16 protein-coding genes are annotated in these 20,990 nt (G+C 31.7%); 5 read left to right on the top strand and 11 right to left on the bottom strand.

Annotation, left to right across the window (positions count from 1 at the left end; genetic code table 11):
- The first annotated feature begins 359 nt into the window (after nt 1-359).
- Both C661_RS0119070 and C661_RS0119065 read left to right on the top strand, forming a co-directional pair.
- Nucleotides 360-905, top strand: coding sequence for a DsbA family oxidoreductase (locus tag C661_RS0119070; RefSeq protein WP_083861721.1), 546 nt, complete (start codon nt 360-362; stop codon nt 903-905).
- Nucleotides 905-1,738, top strand: a complete 834-nt coding sequence (locus tag C661_RS0119065; RefSeq protein ID WP_017416938.1) for a PHP domain-containing protein — start codon at nt 905-907, stop codon at nt 1,736-1,738. The genes C661_RS0119070 and C661_RS0119065 overlap by 1 nt, the downstream gene beginning before the upstream one ends.
- A gap of 126 nt (nt 1,739-1,864) precedes the next feature.
- Here the strand turns inward: C661_RS0119065 and C661_RS0119060 are convergent, their stop codons facing one another.
- Nucleotides 1,865-3,859: a S8 family peptidase gene (locus C661_RS0119060; protein ID WP_100218839.1), complete on the bottom strand. Its 1,995-nt coding sequence runs from the start codon at nt 3,857-3,859 to the stop codon at nt 1,865-1,867.
- A gap of 243 nt (nt 3,860-4,102) precedes the next feature.
- Nucleotides 4,103-7,120 carry an exonuclease domain-containing protein gene (locus tag C661_RS0119055; RefSeq protein ID WP_017416936.1) on the bottom strand — a complete coding sequence of 1,006 codons (3,018 nt, stop codon included), beginning with the start codon at nt 7,118-7,120 and terminating at the stop codon, nt 4,103-4,105.
- Between the two features lie 190 nt (nt 7,121-7,310).
- Here C661_RS0119055 and C661_RS0119050 point away from each other — a divergent pair, with 190 nt between their 5' ends.
- Together C661_RS0119050 and C661_RS0119045 are read left to right on the top strand one after the other, a co-directional pair.
- A complete protein-coding gene (locus C661_RS0119050; RefSeq protein WP_017416935.1) occupies nt 7,311-7,556 on the top strand; it encodes a hypothetical protein in 246 nt (81 codons plus the stop codon).
- Between the two features lie 120 nt (nt 7,557-7,676).
- On the top strand, nt 7,677-9,011 hold the full coding sequence (locus tag C661_RS0119045; protein WP_017416934.1) for a CoA-disulfide reductase: 1,335 nt from the start codon (nt 7,677-7,679) through the stop codon (nt 9,009-9,011).
- A gap of 43 nt (nt 9,012-9,054) precedes the next feature.
- Here C661_RS0119045 and C661_RS0119040 read toward each other — a convergent pair whose 3' ends face one another.
- Nucleotides 9,055-12,309: a DEAD/DEAH box helicase gene (locus C661_RS0119040; RefSeq protein ID WP_017416933.1), complete on the bottom strand. Its 3,255-nt coding sequence runs from the start codon at nt 12,307-12,309 to the stop codon at nt 9,055-9,057.
- A 485-nt stretch (nt 12,310-12,794) separates the two neighbouring features.
- On the opposite strand from C661_RS0119040, the gene C661_RS0119035 reads away from it, so the two are divergent.
- Complete coding sequence (locus C661_RS0119035; RefSeq protein ID WP_017416932.1) at nt 12,795-13,373, top strand: hypothetical protein; 579 nt, start codon at nt 12,795-12,797, stop codon at nt 13,371-13,373.
- 90 nt (nt 13,374-13,463) lie between these two features.
- On the opposite strand, the gene C661_RS0119030 is transcribed toward C661_RS0119035, so the two are convergent.
- From C661_RS0119030 to C661_RS0118995, 8 genes are all read right to left on the bottom strand, one after another.
- Entirely contained in the window at nt 13,464-14,189 is a 726-nt protein-coding gene (locus C661_RS0119030; RefSeq protein ID WP_017416931.1) for a class I SAM-dependent methyltransferase, read from the bottom strand.
- A 117-nt stretch (nt 14,190-14,306) separates the two neighbouring features.
- Complete coding sequence (locus C661_RS0119025; RefSeq protein ID WP_017416930.1) at nt 14,307-14,522, bottom strand: 4Fe-4S dicluster domain-containing protein; 216 nt, start codon at nt 14,520-14,522, stop codon at nt 14,307-14,309.
- Complete coding sequence (hgcA, locus tag C661_RS22370) at nt 14,522-15,685, bottom strand: mercury methylation corrinoid protein HgcA (RefSeq protein WP_252989038.1); 1,164 nt, start codon at nt 15,683-15,685, stop codon at nt 14,522-14,524. The genes C661_RS0119025 and hgcA overlap by 1 nt, the downstream gene beginning before the upstream one ends.
- A gap of 69 nt (nt 15,686-15,754) precedes the next feature.
- Nucleotides 15,755-16,492 (bottom strand): tRNA pseudouridine(38-40) synthase TruA, encoded by a 738-nt coding sequence (truA, locus tag C661_RS0119015; protein WP_017416928.1) that lies wholly within the window; start codon nt 16,490-16,492, stop codon nt 15,755-15,757.
- A 178-nt stretch (nt 16,493-16,670) separates the two neighbouring features.
- Nucleotides 16,671-16,916, bottom strand: coding sequence for an NAD(P)H-dependent oxidoreductase subunit E (locus tag C661_RS0119010; RefSeq protein WP_017416927.1), 246 nt, complete (start codon nt 16,914-16,916; stop codon nt 16,671-16,673).
- A gap of 5 nt (nt 16,917-16,921) precedes the next feature.
- The gene (locus tag C661_RS0119005) at nt 16,922-18,610 is read right to left on the bottom strand and encodes a [FeFe] hydrogenase, group A (protein ID WP_017416926.1); all 1,689 of its coding nucleotides are present in this window, start codon (nt 18,608-18,610) and stop codon (nt 16,922-16,924) included.
- 4 nt (nt 18,611-18,614) lie between these two features.
- Nucleotides 18,615-20,489, bottom strand: coding sequence for an NADH-quinone oxidoreductase subunit NuoF (gene nuoF / locus C661_RS0119000; RefSeq protein ID WP_017416925.1), 1,875 nt, complete (start codon nt 20,487-20,489; stop codon nt 18,615-18,617).
- Complete coding sequence (locus C661_RS0118995; protein WP_017416924.1) at nt 20,490-20,966, bottom strand: complex I 24 kDa subunit family protein; 477 nt, start codon at nt 20,964-20,966, stop codon at nt 20,490-20,492. It lies immediately after the preceding gene.
- Between the last annotated feature and the right edge of the window lie 24 nt (nt 20,967-20,990).

Genomic DNA, 20,990 nt, shown 5'->3' with positions numbered 1-20,990 from the left:
AGTCATAGTTAAACCTAAGGCAGTAAATCACTTTCTGATAGTTGATGTAAATAATACATCCTTAAGCATTAAAGTTATATCTGTTGATGGAAAAACAATTGATTGCTTTGCAATAAATAATTAGCTTATAAACTCTTTAAAACTTAGAAGCATTTCAATTTATTAATTATTCCTGGAATATTCCTTTCAGCCATAGTAAATCCTTTAAATATATATTAAGAGTACTTATTTTATATTGTTTTCTTGGATTTAAAGTGTTATTGTTTATTCAATTAATAGTAATTAAACATCGAAAGGAATGACCTTAAATGAAATATAATATGAAAATATTCTCAGACTTTATTTGACCCTTTTGTTATATAGCAACAGGTATAGTTGCGGAGTTAAAAAACTACTATAATATTGAAGATACCTGGTATAGTTTTGAACTACATCCTGAGGTTCCTCCTTTTGGAGAAGATTTATCTGAGGTATTCCCTAATATGGATCTTCAAAGAATGTATAAAATGCTAAATGCTAATGGAAATCCATATGAAATTGAATTTGGTAATTTTACTAAACTGTCAAATTCTAACCTTGCAATACAAGCTAGTGAGTATGCAAGAGATATGGGAACTTACCATAAGTTTCATGAACTAATGTTTAAAGCTTATTTTTCAGAATGCAAAGATATTGGTAATATGGAAGTTATAGATGAGGTGGCTTTAAAGTGCAATCTAGACTTAGATGCGCTTCATAAGAGTATAGCGGAAAAACATTACAAACAACGGCTTAAAAACATTAAGTTAGAAGCTGAGAAATACGGTATAAATAGTATGCCTACTTTTATAATTAATGGTGAAAAAAAAGTGGTAGGCGCTGTAAGTATTGATGAATTCAAAAGAGTATTAAAGGATGTGTTCTAATGAATGTAAGAGCAGAATTTCACTGTCATACTACCGCCTCTGATGGTCGTCTCTCTCCTTCTCAAGTAGTAGAACTTGCAAAGGAAAAATCAGTAAAACTTCTAGCCATAACTGATCATGATACTACTGAAGGCATTGAAGAAGCTTTAAATAGAGGTAAAGAACTAGGTGTAACTATTATTCCTGGTATTGAGCTAAGTTGTCTACACAATGGAGAAAGTGTCCACATTTTAGGATATTTTAAAGGTGAAGGATATAAAGATTCAGAACTATTAACCTATCTTTCCTCTTTAAAAAAATCTCGTCTAGAAAGAGCAACTTTAATGGTTCAAAACTTAGAAAAATACTTTGATTTAAAGGTTGATTTAAATAGGGTTTTAGAACTTGGTGAAGGTGTAGTTGCAAGACCTCATTTAGCTCAAGCAATAATAGAAGCTGGTTATAACTATGAATGGAATTATATTTTTGATAAGTTTATTAGTAAAAATAGTCCTGCTTACGTAGAAAATAAGAAGATTTCTATACCTGAAGGCATTGCTTTTCTTAAAAGATATGATTGTATTGTTATTTTGGCCCATCCAAAACTAATTAAAAAAAGTCCTATTAAAGAATTTTTAAACTTTGGTTTTGATGGATTAGAAGCTGTTTACTTTCAAAATTTCAAAAGAGAAACTGATGAACTCGTAAGTCTATGCAGATATAATAATTTACTCATTACCTGCGGTTCAGATTTTCACGGAATTTTTTCTGGAGATACAAAGCATGGTGTCCTAGGAGATATGAATATAGACGAAGAATACTTTAATAAATTTCTTTACAGATATAACAGTTAGTTTACTTAAACCATTTCTTATACTTGAAATCGTATAGTTTATATGTAATTTCTTAACACTTATTATAGTTTAAAAAGCTTCTCTATTTAGGCTTTAGAGAAGCTTTTATTTGTTCATTTTAAAATATTAATCATTAATTATTTTGTCTTTTAATCTTCTGCAAAGTTCTTTTGGTATGGAAATAAATAAGCCTTTCAAACTCCCCTTAACCTTTTTACTTGCTACTTCCCTCTTTCTTCTCTCTTCACTAGATACCTGGTTTAAAATTTCAAATAACCTCTTTATATTAAGAACTCCAAATCCTGTTTCAATATTTGGATAAACTTGCCCTTCCTCTCTCTCTGCTGCTGAGATGAGATAACTTTTTATCTTAGAATAGTATATATTTATATCATTACCAAGAATTATTCCCCATTGATACATAAGGGTTACTATTCCAGTAAGAATAGCTCCTGCTACTGCCGTGCCACTTACCACCATAGATTTATTGTTTACTCCTATAGTTCTGATGGTTTTTCCTGGTATTGCAATTGTAGGTACGATTCTTCCATCTCTAGTAAATCCTTTACCTGACTCAGGAAACACTTTCCCCTCTAACTGATTATATGATGCACAAACAATTATATTTTGGGAAGTAGCCGGTGTCATTAAGGTTGTATTTGGTATTGCACCTATGAACCCAGTACCTTCTTTTAAAAATTGCTTTTGTTCTAACCACAAATCATATTCTCCATTAAAAAGATATTCTCCAAAAATAATAATTGTCCAAATTCCTCCTACAGCATTTCTTATAAAAAAATCTAATCTTTGATCTAATCTATTGACCCCAGGTCCTTTCCTTTCTGTAAAATACTGTATAGTAATTCTGCTCTCTCCTAGTGAAAGGCTTATTTCTTGACCATTTATAGGCTGAATATTAACCTTCTCTACCTTTTCTCCAGTTGGTGAAATAATTCCTATAGATACCTGATCGGGCGCTATAACATACAAGAAAAAATTTAAATTTTTTTGTTCTTCACCAACTTGAAGTTGAACTTCCTTTCTAGTATCACTTTCTGAAAAGGAACCTCTTAAATGTATTGGTCTATCCCCTTGATTTCCTGTACTTGTAACAAAAGTGAAATTCCTATTGTTTGTGATGCTATCTATATACCTCTCTGCTATTGCACCACCATCATGACCACCTAAGTTGGTTCCTGTTGCTGAATATACCACTAATGGTCTTCTAAGCCTTTGCTGTATTTCATCAAGATACCTAAAAGCTGCTACTATATCATTGCTATCATAAATACTGTTTTCATAGTCCTCTATTCCCCAAAGTTCAGCATTGCTCTTTTTTATTGGTTTAAGTTTTACAATAATAAATTCACAGTTTGGTGCAAAGCTAGTTATAATATCCATGTCCCTTAAATTTCTTCCCCCAACTATACCTGCTATCGCAGTTCCATATCCAGTCTCATCTTTATGACTTACAACTTCATAAGGATTTTGGCCACTCTCACTAGCTTTGATGGCTTCATTTATGTTTTCTCTAGTAAATTGAGTCCCAAACACAAGACCTGGTGGAGTATTTCCTTCATTAATGGATTGATCCCAGATTGTAATTATTCGTGTAGTATTATCAGAATTCATGAATCTTGGGTTTAGGTAATCTATTCCAGTACCCACTATGGCTACAATAACACCAGTACCATCTAAAGTAGTATCACCTCTATTAATCACTACATCAGCAACATTACCATCTTCATATAAATCAAATAGTGTAAAAGGAGCACTTCTTTCCAGATTTATAATTTGAGGAAACCTCTTAAGAACTTCGCTTATCATTCCTTTTTTAACAAATAGAATCGCAAAAAACCGGTTTGTACTAAAAAGATGAGCGAAATCCACATTGTTAATTTCACTTGGCAAATCTCCTACGTACTCTACAAAATAAGTTTGATAGTTTTCGTCAAAATAATACTTCTCAGCTTCTTCTGGAGTAATCCCAATTTGTTCCTCTGATTCTCTTGTGTTTTTCAGACACAGCCCAAAGGGTTTTTCACCTATGTTAAACATTACACTATCACCTACCTCTAATAAACCTTCAGAATGATATATAAAATATATTAATGAATCCATAAATGACCAAATAATATAAGTCCTAGCCAAATCAAAGGTTTTATATATTTTATGATAAGTTATATTGTTTTGTTCAACAAAAATATAATCCTTGCCTCTAATTTTTATTAATTACCTGAAAACTTTTTCTACCCCTCTAATGTTTTTGTTTTTTTTACTCGTTCTTTATAAAAATCTGATAACTTTATAAAAATAAACTTTCTTTTATACAAAAAAGAAGCTTTATTCTAATAAAGCTTCCTTCTAAAGTACATCCTTAAAATACTTAAATATCTTTTCCTTATTGTTTCCTAAATCAATATACTCTCCATTAATTCTTATTTTAACCTCGTCTTCCAACTCAATGTTTACATCCCAAAATAGTTTCCTTTTTTCATACTCTCTGCTTAAATATGATTCAAAATATTTCTCAATATGTTTTATGTTGTTTAACTCATTTTTACATTTGCTTAACCTAATTTCCTCTTTTAATTCATCCTTAACTTCTCCTAAAATTTTGAATAAATTCATAGTCTTCCATCGGAGTGTTTTAATTCTTAAATCTCTAAAGGTATTCTTTAAGTCTCCCCTAATAATAGGAACTCCATGAAGAAGTTTCTCCACTTTGTTAACTGTAGTATTTTTAGTGCTACTATTGTTAAATTTATCTAAAATGAATAAAGCACCATAATCATATTCTGTTCTTATTAATCTTCCATAAATTTGTTTTAAGTCAATGGACACAATTGGAAAATTAATATTTTCATAGGCTTGCCAATAAGTTTTGCCTTTGTTTATCTCACTTTCTATCAGTGCTTGAAAAAAGGGTTCATTACTATTTATATTGGGCAACTTATCTAATATCACATTAGTCATCACATCTCCTGGAATATCTACACCTTCAAAAAAACCTTTTGATCCAAGAAAAATATATCTATGATCTCTAGCTTTAAGTTTCTCAATTTCCCTTTTATTTTGTAATATCCTTATGCCCAAATTATTAAGTTCAATGCCTGCTTCCCGTTTAAATGCGTTCAGTCTTTTTTTGCTTGTAAAAAGTATTAATATATTTCCTTGTGTATTCTTTAATAGTTGTAAAACAAATTCCTTCATCTTAGGGATAAAAGCTTCCATTTCCTCTCCGCATAAAATATCTGGTGCATAAATAGCACTTCTTTTACTGTAGTTAAACACAGGTTTCACAGGCTCAACTTCTATTATTTTTTTATTTTGAGATTTTGCTATATCAATACCTAGGGTTGCCCTAAATCTACCATATCCTCTGTCAGTAGCTAATGTTGCTGAGATAAAAGAGCAACTTCTCACTTCACTTAAAACCTTATCATAAAAAATCCTAGATACATCCAAAGGAATACTTGATATTTTCCACCACTTTATATTCCGTTCTACTTCAAAGTAGTAGCAGTAATCTTTCTTTTTTTGATCTATCATATCTTCTACTAGAGAAATGTATCCATTAATTCCTTCTACTTTTTCCACTAAAATCTTTAATCTTTTATCTCGTTCAAGATTGGAAATCTCTTTCAAAAGTCCTATTGCTTTATCTAAATATATATTTAAAGTAATTAAATTTTCTTTAAGCTGTCCCAAACAACTATTTATCTCTCTGTATTTATAATCATTAACTTCCAATTGTTCTTTTAGGTTATATTCCATATAAATATTGAACTGGGCTATGTGTCTTTCAAAACTCTCCTTTACCATGTATATGCTTTTATAGCAAACTTTAAGGTTTCTCTCTATGTCCTCCATAGGCAAACTTTTAACATTACCTTTTTTAATAAGATAAAACAAATATCCCGTTTTATTTTCTTTATCATAGACCTCTTCTAAATACCTTACCAATTCATCTGACACTAAAGTATTTTCAAAAGCATCAAAAGCCTCCTTTGAAAGATTGTGTGCTTCATCTACTACTATATTTTTTATTGGAAGAATCCCTTTATAAGGCCATTTTAATAAAAGAGAATGATTTACCACCACCAGTTGGGCTTCTTTAAGTTCCTTGACTTTCCCTGCATAATAGCATTCTTCTTTAAACCTACAAGTATTCACATCACAAAATTCTCCATCACAATTGCACTGCAGAATTAAGGATTCCAAGTTAAAAGCTTTTCTTATTGCAAAGTTTATTAGTTCAATATCCCCTAATCCCTTTTCTCTTATATATCTTTTAATATAAATATATCCAAGTAGAGTATTAATGTCTTTAGGGTATTCTATTTCTAAAAATCTCTCTAGGCAAAAATAATTTCCCTTTCCTTTTATCAAAGTATGTTTAACCTCTTGACTTAAATTTAAAGCTTCTAGAAGATTTGGGATATCCTTTTCAACTAACTGAGCTTGCAAACCCTTGGTATTAGTTGAAATTACCACTTTCTCTTCATCTTTATCTCTATTTAAATAAGTATATATTGCTGAGGGCAATATATACGCCAAGCTTTTACCTAAGCCCGTTGGAGCCTCCATTATGGTGATATTGCCTTCCTGAAGTCCTCTCCTCATATGCTTTGATCCTTGTATTTGCTCAGGTCTCTCAGTATAAGCTTTACCACTTCTCCTCCATATATCCAAATTTGCAAAGAGCTTTTCATAGTCCTTTAAAGCAAAATTTATATATTGTTTTGAAATTACCTTGGAGCTGACCTTTGGTTTACTCTTAACAAAACGATCAACATATTCAGCTTTTAAGTTAGTTAAGTATTTATACCACTTCCAGTTCTCCAATTCTAAAATGCTCATTGGAAGTGCATAACCATTCTCTATATAAAGCTTGCTTAATACACAGTTTAAAACCTCCATGGTTTCTTCTGCGTCACTTAATGCCCTGTGATTTTCTTCTTTAGGATAAGGCAAAAACTTCTTCATCAGATATTGAAGACTGAATTCTGGTAGTTCAGGATAAAGAATCGCTACAAGTTCCATAGAGTCCAAAAACTCATTTTCAACCTTTAAAAAACTCTTTTCAAAGGTTGCATTGTGACACACTAATGGGAAATCTTCAATGAATCCTAGTAACTTTTTCATTGCCACATCTATGGTACAAGAGTTCTCAAGATCCTCTATTCTTATTCCTTTACATAAATCAAATATATTTAAGGGCACTTCTCTTTCTGGATTCACTAAAATATTAAATTTAATTACTTCATTATCTTTAACCTTTACTGCACCTATTTCTATTATTCTATCCTTATAAGGATCTATTCCCGTAGTTTCTATATCTAAAAATATTACATTTTGAAGTAACGAATGGGGGTTCATAAATACCACACCTTTGTCTATTATTAGAATTCATAGTTCTTTGTTATAAACTTATTATTTACAAATTTCATATATAGTTTAATAAATTTTTCTTCTTTGGTAAAGTTATATTTATATTGCACTTTGTAATTGGTAAATTATGTAGTATAATTATGTACCATGAATAAATACACTTATAAGGAGGACTTCTATGAAAATTACTATAAAAGAAACTGAGGACAAGGTTTTAAACTATCTTTATGAAAGCAGAGACTCATCACCACAAAGTCTAACTAAAATTAGATTAGCTCTTAATCTTTCTGATAACAAAGAACACATTAGAACTTTAAAACTATGTCTTGAAGATTTAATTAAAAAAGGGTTTATAAAAAAACAATCGGATAGAGGCAATTACAAAATTGACACTAAAGGCATAGAACATGCTGAAATAAAATAATTATCTACATTTGTCAAGTTTACTTTAATTATTAATTAAAACCTGGTTAAAAAGGTAACTTTAAGGTAAAATTATCCTTGTATTTAATTTACTATTAACACATAAGAAGGAGGCTTAACTATGAGAATTGTTATAATAGGTGGAGTTGCTGCTGGAATGAGTGCAGCTGCAAAAGCAAAACGAATTAATAAGAATGCTGATATAATAGTTTATGAAAGAACTGAAGTGGTTTCATGGGGCGCATGTGGTCTTCCATACTTTCTAGGGGATTTTTTCACAGATCCTGAAGTGATGATAGCTAGAACCAAGGAAGAATTCAAGGAAAATGGCATAGAAGTTAATATAAAACATGAAGTGTTAAATATTGATGTGAATAATAAAACTTTAAAAGTTGTAGACCTGAACACTGGTAAGGAATTTCAAGATAATTTTGATAGATTAATGATTGCCACTGGAGCTAGTCCTGTTATCCCCCCAATTGAAAATGTTAACCTTGAAAACGTGTTTACTTTGAAAGAGTTTGAGGATGGCATAGCTATAAAAGAACAACTTAAAAAGGAAGAAGTTAAAAATGTAGTAATAATTGGTGCTGGATATATTGGAATAGAAGCTGCAGAAGCTATGAAAAAATTAGGAAAGAACTGCCGCTTAATTCAACTAGATGCTAGGGTACTTCCTGATTCCTTCGATAAGGAAATTACAGATATTATGGAAGAAGCACTAATTAATCACGGTGTAGACTTACACCTTAAAGAAATGGTAAAGCAATTAGAAGGTGAGGGTAAGGTACGTGAAGTTGTAACTGATAAAGGAAGTTATTCCGCTGATTTGGTAATAATTTGCACTGGAGTTAGACCAAACACTGCTTTTCTTAAGGATGTAGGCTTTGAAATGCTTAGAAATGGTGCTTTAATTATAGATAATTATGGTGAAACTAACATAAAAGATATTTATGCTGCTGGAGATTGTGCTAGTGTATATCACTTAGTTAGGAAGGATAACATTTACATTCCTCTTGCAACTACTGCTAACAAGATTGGAAGAATTGTAGGTGAAAACCTAGCTGGCAAAAAAAACTATTTTCAAGGAACTTTAGGCTCTGGAGCTATTAAGGTTATGGATTTAGAAGCTGCACGGACAGGTATATCTGAAAATGAAGCTATTAAAAATAATATTCCCTATAAAACTATTTTCATCGAAGAAAAAAATCAAACTAGCTATTATCCTGGTCAATGTGACCTCTATATAAAACTAATTTATGATCCGAATACCAAAGTAATTCTAGGTGGACAGATTATAGGTAAAGATGATGCCGTATTAAGAGTAGATGTAATAGCAACAGCCATATTTAATAACATGACTACTGAACAACTTGGAATGTTAGATTTATGCTATGCTCCTCCCTTTGCTAGAACTTGGGATGCAGTAAATGTTGCTGGAAATGTAGCTAAATAAATAGTTTAAAATAAAAGCATAGCCCTTTTAGTGGCTATGCTTCTTATTTGCTTTGTACCTGGAACAGCTCTAAAATCTCTCCTTCACTTAAAGCAGAAAACCCTTCTCCACTTGAAAACTCATCTCCCATAAGTTCAGATATTAATTTTTTCTTCTCCTCCTGAAGCTGAAGAATTTTTTCCTCAATAGTACCTTTTGCTATGATTTTTATCACCTCTACCACATTCTCTTGCCCTATTCTATGTGCTCTATCCGTAGCTTGGTCTTCTACAGCAGGATTCCACCAAGGATCAAAATGAATTACTATATCTGCTGAAGTTAAATTTAGCCCTGTACCTCCAGCCTTTAAACTTATAAGGAATACAGAATTTTCTCCCTCATTAAAGTTTTTTACCATATCCATTCTTTTTTCTAAGGGTACTGCCCCATCTAAATAGCTATAAGTTATACCTTCGCTAGATATCCTTGACCCAATATTTTTTAATACAGAGGTGAATTGCGAAAACACCAGTACTCTATGTCCTCCTCCTATACTCTTGTGAAGTAATTCAACCAAGGCCTCTACCTTTCCACTTTCTCCCGTATAATCACTCATCAGTACCTTGGGATCAAGACAGATTTGTCTTAGCTTAGTAATGTACGAAAGTATTTCAATTTTACTAGTTTCAAATTCTTCATTTCTTACTTTCTTTTCAATTAATTCCATGGCATACCCAGCATAAACTTTATAAATTTTTTTTTGCTCTTCATTTAAACTAACCCTAATGGTTTTCTCTATCTTTTCAGGCAACTCCTTAATAACATCACTTTTTCTTCGTCTTAGTATGAAGGGGTTAACTAGTTTTCTTAGTTCTTCTAAAATCTCAGGTCCTTCTTTAAGTTTTTTATGATATCTCACACTAAATCGCTTTTCATCATATAAGTATCCTGGCATAACAAAATCGAATATAGACCATAATTCCATAAGGGAATTTTCAATAGGTGTCCCTGTCAGCGCAAATCTATTCTTCCCTTTGATTTCCTTAACAGCCCTGGCATTTTGAGAATTGGCATTTTTTATATTTTGAGCTTCATCTAGTATTACATTATAAAATTCTATTTTATTGTAGGACTGCAAATCTCTCTTTAAAAGATTATAGCTAGTTATAGCAACATCAAACTGCTCTAAGTTTTCAATTATCAGCTCTCTTTCACCTTTTGTTCCACTTATAGCAACAACTTTGCAGTTCGGAGCGAATTTTTCAAACTCCTCCACCCAATTGTACACCAAGGATGTTGGTGTAATAATTAAAGCTTTAGTTTTTTTACAAGAGGCCACGTATGCAATGGTTTGGAAAGTTTTCCCTAGCCCCATTTCATCTCCTAAAATTCCCCCAAAACCTAAGTATTCTAAAGTCTTGAGCCAATTATATCCTACCTTTTGATACTCTCTTAAGGTTCCCTTTAAGTCTGTAACTTCCTTAAACTCTAATTTATCAATTTTTTTTATTTTCTCTGTTATTTCCTTTAATTTTGATTTTCCTTTTATATATCTAATAGAATTTTCTTCTAAATAAGTTTCCAAATAAAGTGCTTTATTTTTAGTAATCTCTAATTTATTGTTCTCTATATTATCTTCTGATAAGCTATCTAACAATTTTAAAAACTTATTCATTTCTAATTCTTCTAAGTCTAAGTATTCTCCAGTTTTTAATTTGTAGTATTTAAGGTTATCTCTAAAAGCTCTAAGAATTTTAGTAGTTTCTTTTGAATCCACATTTCCAATTTGAAAGTCCATCTCAAAGTAGTTATGCTTTCCTGAGCTTATAACTGCGTTTATTCCTTTTGTTCCAATTGATTTTATACCTTTGAAATTTTCAGAATAGTAAACCTCTCCTATTTCTTGAAGCTTGTGCACCTCACTTTTAAAAAAGTTGAATATGTAATCTTCACCTCTTCTAAAATAAAACTTTCCTCTTATCTCCTCAAATCCTAGCCTTTTAATAGTTCCAATAACTTGTGCTTCGCTTTTATGATCTCTATATATTACTTTTTCCGTAAAATCTTCTAATATATTAAACTCATAAGTTTCATATTTAACCTTCAAAGTTACGGTGATATCTTTTCGCCTCTGATCAAAGTAAAATTTAAAACAACAACTTCCCATGACAATTTTATCTCTTACAGACTTTGCTAAAGTAACTTTAGGTGATAGCATATTAAGATTTGGAATTAATTTTCTTAAGATGGTATCCTCCTCTGCCATATCAATAGATATTACCTTATCATCACTAAATACTTGAAGGTAAGGTTTAATTTTATAACAAAACTCATAATTAGGAAGATATATTGTAGTTCCATATAGAAAAACATCATCATTTATGCCTAAGACCTTAGGCATACCTCCTGGAGATTTAAGAACATAGTTAGTCTTGATTGTTTTTATATCAAAATCTATAAAAGGAGCTTCTAATAGAATTTCAGTTTCTGTAGTTCTACTGAAAAAACCTTCATTTAAATAAACCCTGTGCATTCTTATTGTGTTGAAAAATTCTCTTACTAGATAGTTAGGAATATTAATGTACTTCCCCTCCACTACAGGTTTTCTATCTCTATTTCCATATTTACCGTTTCCTTCAATGGTTTTTAGCATTTTAATAAAATCTATAAGCTTCTTATCCTTTGGGCTAAGTTTATGGTTATCCCTATAAAAGTTAAAATTTTTACTATATGTCACTGGAAAACTATTATCGCAAGCTAATAAAAACTGATTAATATCTCTCATTACATATAACTCGCTAGAACCCATAGATCTGAAGCCCACTTTAAACTCAGCTGTTAGTTCATCATCCCACTGACTTTTATTTATGTAAACTTCTATTTTAATCTCTTCTTTGTCTTCCTCATCCCCTAAAAGCATAGACAATATATTTCCTTTATGCTTATAAGCAAGGTTCTTTGTCTCCTCTTCATGGCTCAATAAAGGATGCTTAACTAAATTGTCTATAGAACTAAAGAAGGTGGCAACTAAATGTTTACAACAATAATTGCTACTTTTATATCCATTTTTCTCAAAATCAGCACAAGTACAACCTGTTGATATGAAATTCTTACTTCTTCCATTCATCTCAATTTTTGTGCTATACTCATTAAAAAGATTTTCTGAAATCACATTACCAGTTATACAAATTAAATCTTCATCTGCAATAATATCTACTGATGAAACCAGCTCATTATTAAGGATTCTTTGACCTTTTATATGATTTTTACCACTAGTTTCTTCAGTAAATATTTGTAATAACATATCTTCTGTTACCATACATTCTCCTTAATAAACCACATGAATTTTTACATATCATTTTATCTATTGTGTGAAAAGCCTCATTATCATTTTTATTAAATCTTTATAAAAACCCAACATTTATTGTCAAAGTTTTATTTAGTTCTGTTTTAATAATACTATATAAAATTATTTTGAATTTATAAATGTAGCTCAATTTAAACCAATAAGTCACAATAGATTATTCATCATTTTTCTGTTTTCTAATTCCTTTATTATACCATACTGAAACAACTGTTAATCAAGGAAAAACTTTAATTCTATATATCTATAACCAAATTTACACTTTATTAATTTTACAGAATTTATGACAATTTATCTATGGTTTATACATATATATAATTTACAAATTTTACATAAACCTCTTTTATGTAAAATTCTTTAATTTTGTTATTGTTTTTTGTGAAATTTATGCTATACTAAGCTTGTGAAATAAAATACATATTTTTAGGGGGACTTAAAACATGAAAGCAAAAGCTATTTTATTATCTATAGTAATGGCTACTACAGTACTTGTTGGATGTGGAGCTAAAGAAGAAGCTAAAACACCAGCACCAGCTACTCAACAAACTCAACCTGCAGCTACTGATAAGAAAGCTGACGTAGTAACAACAGCTTCAATAGTAAAGGAAACTGAAGCATTTGAAAAAGCTTTAGGAAAAGAAGGAACTTGGATTATCGCTTCATTAAACGATATCACTTCAACTAAAGATCTAGTATTAGATGGCGAATTCAAGAATGGTAAAAAAGATAAAGATGGTAAAGATGTTATTCAAAGAAAAATAGCTCTTTACACTCAAGATGCTGACAAAAAAGTAACAGATAGATTTACTTTAACAGCTCCAAAATTAACTATAAAGAGCCCAAATGCTAGAATTCAAAGCGGAACTTTCAAGGGTGATCTTTATGTTGAAACTAAAGATTTCCAATTAGTAGATGCTAAAATTGAAGGAAATGTTTACTTTGCAAATGAAGAAGCAAAAGCTGGCTTCAAAATGGATGCTACTTCTTCAATAAGCGGAAAACAAGAAATAAAAAAATAATATAGCTTATTAAGACAAGCTATAAAGATAAAAAAGCAGCTAAATTATTTAATTAATAACTTAGCTGCTTTTTATTTGTTAATTTTCTTATTATGATGCAACAATAACTAAAGCATATGAATCATCTTTGTTGAATTTGTTCTCCTTAAAATCTCCATATAGGCTAACTTCTTTAAACCCAACAGAATTTAAAATCTTTATCAGGTCTTCAGATAACAATGGATATAGTGGAATTTCATTTTCTAGTTTCTGTCCTTCTACTTGTAGAATAGTTTTAAATAAAACTTTATTTAAATTTTCATCATATTTATAGATACGTTGAAAGGTTAATCCCACTTCCTGATTTTCTATGGTAGGAAGTGACGTAATATTTTGAGATAACACTCTGTCATAATTAATTATTTGAATTACAAGTTTTCCGCGTTTCCTTAACAGAACTTTCATATCTTTTAAAAAGCTTTGAATTTCCTTTTCTCTATCTAAATGAACCAAAGAATTCCCTATACAGAAAGCTAAATCATATTGAGACTTTATGTTATCACTTAATTCTAGCATATTTTCGCAGAATGCATTTATTTGCAAGTTTCCTTCAACGGCTTTATTTTTTAGCTCTTCTATCATCTTTTCATCTAAATCCACTGCTGTTAGCTTGTGACCTAGTTTTGCTAATTCTATAGAATATCCCCCAGTTCCACAAGCAATGTCCAATACATCTTTCGATGGTTCCCCAATAAATTTACTTAAAAACTTAATTTGTGCCTTCCCAGTAGGGAAAATATAATCATAATACTTTGATATTTCTTCATAAAATTTCATTATACCTTCTCCTTTTATGCTTCATTTCGCATATAAAAACTAATAAACTATCTAATATTAACAACAGTTAGAATTTTTCCCACTACCAGTGAGAATGCCTTTAACAACCGCCATAACTCATCCTACACCTTGAGAAACAGTAATAGCTTTAGGCTCACAATTATTCATACACCCACCACACTCTATACAATTATCTTTGTTTACTATTATTGCTTTTTTGTTTTCTATAGCAAATACATTGTGGGGACATACCGTAACACAGAGTCCACAGCCTACACACTTTTCGATATCAAGTTTAAGGGTTACTACATTTTTAATATATTTTTGCTTCATCACACCACTCTCCCTTGCACTAAGCTTATAATCATAAGAATTGCACCTATTATGGCAAAAGCTATGCATGCTGGAAGTGCCCATAAAGTTTCCTTTACCACACCTGAGAAAGAAGTATAGGTTGTACTCCCTGTGAAATTTAAGCATATATTAGTAACTAACGCTACAGTAATCAGACTATACCCAAGGAAGTACATATTATTCTGTATCATAAAATTATAGCTCATACTACTGAGTATACCTAAAAAAACCAAAGACAACACAAAACCTTTTAATGCAAAAGATTTAAAAGGAATAACTGGTAGTACAATAGGAAAAATCATTGCAGCAACTACTGTAGCTAGAAGCATTGGAATGCTCTGAATTATAGTAATTTTTATTAGTTCTCCAATTCCAAAAGATACAGCGCCTCTAATAGCATTCATTAGTAGAATTATTACTAAAGCTACAAAGTAATACTTAATATTCTGTACAAAACTTAAAGGTGTAAGCTTCGCCCTATCACTAATAGTAAATTTCACATTTCTCATTTCCTTCGATGCTTTGAACTTATTCTTAATATAATCCTCAATATCCTCGCTTCTTATTGGCCCAAACATCCCTCTAAAACCCGTTTCCTTTTTTAGTTTTGAAACATCTACTCCAGATGCTCCTAACTGAGGAAGTATTAATACCCTGTGGTTAACTAGGGACTCTAACTTTACTTTTCTTATTCTTCTGATAAGTTCCTCCGTACCAAAGGTTCCCTTCCCCGAGGCACACCATACATTAACTCCATTAGTTTCAAGAATTAAAAGCCAACAATCTACGTTTTTTAAATCTTTTCTTAATATATCAAAGGTAAGTTTATAATTACAGGATACTATTACAGGGGAGCTAGGTTTTGGGTTTCCTATAGCATATATCCCTGGTTTTATCATATAATTGTTCCTTTTATATCCCCACATAACCCCAAAATGTTCCAACTTATCTTTATATAGAAGTTCACTACTTATAGAACTTATGCTTCCTATTGGAGTATCTAAATACTCAGCAGTAATTGGTGTTATATCTCTATAGAATTCTTCATTAACATCTTGACCGCTTTTAATCATTAAGTCCATCCTGGACGTTATTTCCTTAGGTGTTCAGCAAGCCTTATCCATTAATTTATCCTTTTCCATAGTCTTTCTCCTTTTATTCAATTTTAATAAATTTAAAAACTTAGTTCATATTACAACTTTATAAAAATATTAATATCTAACCTCTTTTAAACATAGACCCTTTCCTTGTGCAATTGGACCATTTTCTGGTCTTTTCTTATTATTTAATACTCTTTCCACATCCTTTATTTTTAGTTCTCCTATTCCAACTTGTAAAAGATATCCAATAATATTATTTGCCATATTCCATAGGAAATCATTTGCGTTTGTTTCTATCTCTACTATACCATGATTTTCACGTATATCTATGTAATTAATAGTTTTAACAGTAGATTTTGAGTTAGGTTTTAATGTTGTGAAGCTTTGAAAATCATTTGTTCCCACTAAAAACTCTGATGCATTTCTCATTGCTTCTAAATCAAGCTTTTCATCAATATGATAACAATATTTTCTATTAAACACACTTCTAAATCTTTTATTATTTATTGTATATGTATAAGTTAAAGATTTTCTATTATATCTAGCATGAAATCTTTCATCTACCTCTTCAATATCTTTTACTACAATGTCTTCTGGCAAAAATTCATATAAATAATCTAGCATAGCATTTACACTGTATCTGCAATTAGTATGAAAATTAGCTATATAGTTTTCTGCATGCACACCTATTTCAGTTTTTCCGCAACCTATTAATTCAATTTTCTCTTCTGCCATTTTTGACAAAACATTTTCTAATTTGCTTTGTATTGTTAAGTCATTATCCTTTAGTTTTTGCCACCCTTTATATTTACTTCCATCAAATTCAATTACCATTCTTAAGTTTCTCATATTAACCACCTTTAATTTATTGTATTCTTTACCACTTAATTTTACTATTAATACTTCAATCATACCCATGGTACTTAATATAAGCAATAGAAAATATTTTAATTTAATCGGAAAGTTAAATAAAGACTGCCCACAATATAATTGTGAACAGTCTTACATACTTAAATAGAAATTCTCACTATAACTTTGCTATTACTTCTGTTTCAAAAAACTTTCTAGCACTAAGTCCTGAAACACTATGAACTTCGCCATCATCTATTTTTACAGATACACCATTAGTACAGTTTCCTAAGCAAAATACTGCCTCAACCTTAACTTTTTCTGAAAGTTTATGCTCTTCAATGGCTTGTTGAAAAGTGTTAATAACATTGTAAGAGCCTTTAATATGGCAGGATGTTCCCACGCAAATACGTAGAGTTACCATAAAATCTACTCCCTTCCTTTATAGTGTACGTGTAATAAATCATGAACTCTTCCCTTTAATAATCCTGAGTATAAAGAAATCATCACTGGGTTTTCCTCAGAACGTTTTATACTGCTCATTCTATCAGCTTCATATAATCCCGCACCACGTTTAGCTTTTCCTTCATTCATGGTAAACGGTTGTCCTGCACCAGAAACGCATCCACCAGGACATGCCATAACTTCTACGAAATCATAATGTACCTCTCCAGCTTTAATCCTTTGTACTAAATCATCTGCATTTTTAAGTCCACTTACCACTGCAATTTTTAGTTCACGGCCTTCAACAGTAATACTTGCTTCCTTAAGTCCTTCCATACCTCTTACACCATTGAATGCAATGCTGCGTAAAGTAGGAGTAGATTTGTCGTCCATTACTCTACGAATAACAGCCTCTGTAACCCCTCCAGTTACTCCAAAGATAACTCCAGCTCCACTGCTAACTCCAAATGGCATATCAACAGCTTCTGGCTCCACCTCTGAGAACACAATTCCTGATTCTTTAATCATTTGGATAAGTTCTTGTGTAGTTATTACATAATCTACATAAGGAATTCCATCTTCCTTAAATTCATCTCTTTGAGCTTCAAACTTTTTAGCTGTACATGGCATAATTGCTACCACTACAACTTTCTTACTTGAATGTTTATAGTGCTCTTTTAAAACAGACGAGAACATTTGCATTGGTGAGCGGCAGGTTGAAATATTAGTTAATAAATCTGGGTGAGTATTTTCTGCATAGCTTACCCAAGCTGGACAGCAAGATGTGAATAATGGTAACTTTTCATTTTTCTCAAGTCTTGCTAGGAATTCTCCTGTTTCTTCTAACACTGTAAGATCAGCACCTGTAGATGTGTCAAACACTGCATTAAAGCCCATTTTCCTAAGTGCTCCAACGATTTTACCCATTACATTTTCTCCATCTTTGCAGCCTAGTTCCTTGCTTATTCCAACTCTTACTGCTGGAGCAATTTGTACAACTACCTTTGTATCTTTATCACTTAGCTCTTTCCATAATTTTGAAGTGTCATTTTTAATTACAAGAGCACCTGTTGGACATACTGCAGCACATTGACCACAACCAACACAATTTGATTCTGCTAATGGCTCATCATATGCTGTGCTTACAGTCATTTCTGAACCCCTTCCAACAAAATCGATAGCTCCAACATTTTGAACTTCATCACACATTCTTACACAGTCACCACATAGTATGCACTTACTTTTATCTCTTACTATGCTTACTGAAGATTTGTCTAATGCTGGTTCTTCAGAAGTATTGTTGAATCTTATTTCTTTAATTCCAAAACGTTGTGCTAGATCTTGAAGCTTACAATAACCATTCTTTTCACAAGTTGTACAATCTCTACAATGGTGTGAAAGAAGTAGCTCAAGAATCATTTTTCTATATTTTCTTAGTCTTGGAGTGTTTGTATATACTTCCATACCAGCTTTAGGTGGTGTAGAACAAGCAGCTTCAATTTCTCCCCACTTGTTTTCTACCATACACATACGGCATGCTCCATAAACTGAAAGCTCTGAGTAATAGCAGAAGGTAGGTAAATCTATACCTGCTTTTCTTACTAATTCAAGTACATTTTTTTCTCCATTTATCTCAACAGGCATGTTATCTATAAGCATAAACTGTCCGTTCATTCTGTTAATCCTCCTTTATAGCTTTGAAGGCACAAGATTCAATACAAGCACCACATTTAATACACTTATCTTTATCTATCACAAATGGTTCTTTAACTTTACCTGAAATTGCACCTACAGGACATAGTCTTGAACACTTAGTACATCCTTTACAAGCATCTTTTTCAATATAAATAGTTTTAAGCTTTTGACAAGTTTTTGATGGACATTTCTTATCCACAATATGAGTTATATACTCCTCACGGAAGTTTTTAATAGTACTTACTACTGGGAATGCAGCTGTTTTTCCAAGTCCGCATAGTGCTGTTGAAGAAATTGTATCTGCAAGTTCTAAAAGCATATCTATATCTTCTAATACCCCTTGTCCTGCTACAATTCTCTCTAGAATTTCAAGCATTCTCTTTGTACCTTCACGGCAAGGAACACATTTTCCACAAGATTCATTTTGTGTAAAGTTCATAAAGAATCTTGCTACTTCTACCATGCAAGTATGCTCATCCATAACAACAAGACCACCTGAACCTATCATAGCTCCAGCTTTTTTAAGGGAGTCAAAATCTAGTGGTAAATCTAAATGCTCTTTTGTAAGACATCCACCTGATGGACCTCCTATTTGCACAGCCTTAAATTCTGTACCTCCACGCATTCCTCCACCAATATCAAAAATTATCTCTCTTAATGTTGTACCCATTGGTACTTCAATAAGCCCCGTATTTTCAATGTTTCCAGTTAATGCAAATGCCTTTGTTCCTGGGCTCTTTTCTGGTCCAATTCCTCTATACCACTCTGCTCCATTTATAATTACTGATGGAACGTTAGCAAAGGTTTCTACATTGTTAAGTACTGTTGGTTTTCCAAATAAACCTTGTTCAACAGTTCTTGGCGGCTTAACCCTTGGCATACCTCTTTTTCCTTCGATAGAAGCTGTAAGAGCACTTCCCTCACCACACACAAAGGCACCAGCACCTCTATTAATCTTTAAATCAAAACTGAAGTTAGTTCCAAGTATATTTTCTCCAAGTATTCCATATTCTCTTGCTTGCTTAATTGCATTATTAAGTCTGCTAACTGCAAGTGGATACTCAGCACGAACGTAAATATAACCTTCTTGTGCACCACAGGCTATACCTGCAATCATCATTCCTTCAATTACTCTATGTGGGTCACCTTCCATGATACTTCTATCCATGAAAGCACCTGGGTCACCTTCGTCTCCATTACAAACTACATACTTAGTCTTTTCTTGTTGACGTTTAACTTGAGACCACTTACGCCCTGCTAAGAAGCCACCGCCTCCACGTCCTCTTAAGTTTGACTCTTCTATTTGTTTAACAATTTCATCTGATTCCATTTCAAATAAAGCTTTTTCAAGTGCTTTATATCCGCCTACTGCTAAATATTCTTCTATAGAAGTAGCATCAATATGTCCACAATGCTCTAAAGCAAGTCTAGTTTGCTTTTTATAGAAAGGAATTTCCTCTTGTTTCCTATGTATTTCACCATCTTTTTTGTAAGCAAGTCTTTCAACACACTGATCATTCATTATGGTTTTTTCTATAATTTCTTCACAGTCTTCTGGTTTAACTTTTATATATAAATATCCCCAAGGTTCAATTCTTACCAATGGTCCCATTTCACAAAATCCGTGACATCCACTCTTTTTCATTCCTACAGATTCATCATGTGGCTCTTTTTCAAGACTTACGTCACATTTTATACCTTTTTCATTCATTATTCTTAAAAATTCATCATATATGTCTAAAGCACCACCAGCTACACAACCTGTACCTGCACATATAAGAATTTTCTTAGTTTGCATTTTTAAACTGTTACTATATAAATTTGAAAGTTCAATTAATTCTTGTTTGTTGCGAAGCATTTATTTTACCTCCTTTAAAGTTTTTAGAAGTTCTGCAACTTTTTCTGGAGTCATAGCAGGATGAACTTTTTCATTAACTGTTATAACTGGAGCAAGTCCACAGGCGCCAAGGCAAGAAACCGTTTCCACAGTAAACATTAAGTCGTCAGTAGTTGTTTTTACGTCTGAAAGACCAAGCTCTTTTCTTAACTTATCTAATATTGGAATAGACTTTCTTACGTGACATGCCGTTCCATCACACACTTTTATTACATATTCCCCTCTTGGTTCAAGTGAAAAGTTTTCATAAAATGTAGCAACACTGTAAATTTTGGCTCTACTAATGTGAAGCTTTTCTGAAAGATATGCGAATACTTCCTTTGGTAAATATCTATATGCTTCTTGAGTATCTTGTAATATTGCAATTATACTGCTTGCTTTATAATCATGATTTTCTAATATTCTGTCTAAGGCACTATAATCAAATGTCTTATTCATTATTTTCCCCCCTGAAATATTGTT

Origin of the sequence: Clostridium tunisiense TJ (genome assembly GCF_000300195.1) — a bacterium.
Classification (GTDB): domain Bacteria; phylum Bacillota; class Clostridia; order Clostridiales; family Clostridiaceae; genus Clostridium_J; species Clostridium_J tunisiense.
Note: the sequence above shows the minus strand (reverse complement) of the source record. Positions and strands in the feature narration are given on the sequence as shown.

Excerpts from the sequence above, each read along its gene's own strand:
- C661_RS0119065 (WP_017416938.1), top strand. The coding sequence starts at position 905 with ATGAATGTAAGAGCAGAATTTCACTGTCATACTACCGCCTCTGATGGT.
- C661_RS0119060 (WP_100218839.1), bottom strand. The coding sequence starts at position 3,859 with ATGGATTCATTAATATATTTTATATATCATTCTGAAGGTTTATTAGAG.
- C661_RS0119055 (WP_017416936.1), bottom strand. The coding sequence starts at position 7,120 with ATGAACCCCCATTCGTTACTTCAAAATGTAATATTTTTAGATATAGAA.
- C661_RS0119050 (WP_017416935.1), top strand. The coding sequence starts at position 7,311 with ATGAAAATTACTATAAAAGAAACTGAGGACAAGGTTTTAAACTATCTT.
- C661_RS0119045 (WP_017416934.1), top strand. The coding sequence starts at position 7,677 with ATGAGAATTGTTATAATAGGTGGAGTTGCTGCTGGAATGAGTGCAGCT.
- C661_RS0119040 (WP_017416933.1), bottom strand. The coding sequence starts at position 12,309 with ATGGTAACAGAAGATATGTTATTACAAATATTTACTGAAGAAACTAGT.
- C661_RS0119035 (WP_017416932.1), top strand. The coding sequence starts at position 12,795 with ATGAAAGCAAAAGCTATTTTATTATCTATAGTAATGGCTACTACAGTA.
- C661_RS0119030 (WP_017416931.1), bottom strand. The coding sequence starts at position 14,189 with ATGAAATTTTATGAAGAAATATCAAAGTATTATGATTATATTTTCCCT.
- C661_RS0119025 (WP_017416930.1), bottom strand. The coding sequence starts at position 14,522 with ATGAAGCAAAAATATATTAAAAATGTAGTAACCCTTAAACTTGATATC.
- truA (WP_017416928.1), bottom strand. The coding sequence starts at position 16,492 with ATGAGAAACTTAAGAATGGTAATTGAATTTGATGGAAGTAAATATAAA.
- C661_RS0119010 (WP_017416927.1), bottom strand. The coding sequence starts at position 16,916 with ATGGTAACTCTACGTATTTGCGTGGGAACATCCTGCCATATTAAAGGC.
- C661_RS0119005 (WP_017416926.1), bottom strand. The coding sequence starts at position 18,610 with ATGAACGGACAGTTTATGCTTATAGATAACATGCCTGTTGAGATAAAT.
- nuoF (WP_017416925.1), bottom strand. The coding sequence starts at position 20,489 with ATGCTTCGCAACAAACAAGAATTAATTGAACTTTCAAATTTATATAGT.
- C661_RS0118995 (WP_017416924.1), bottom strand. The coding sequence starts at position 20,966 with ATGAATAAGACATTTGATTATAGTGCCTTAGACAGAATATTAGAAAAT.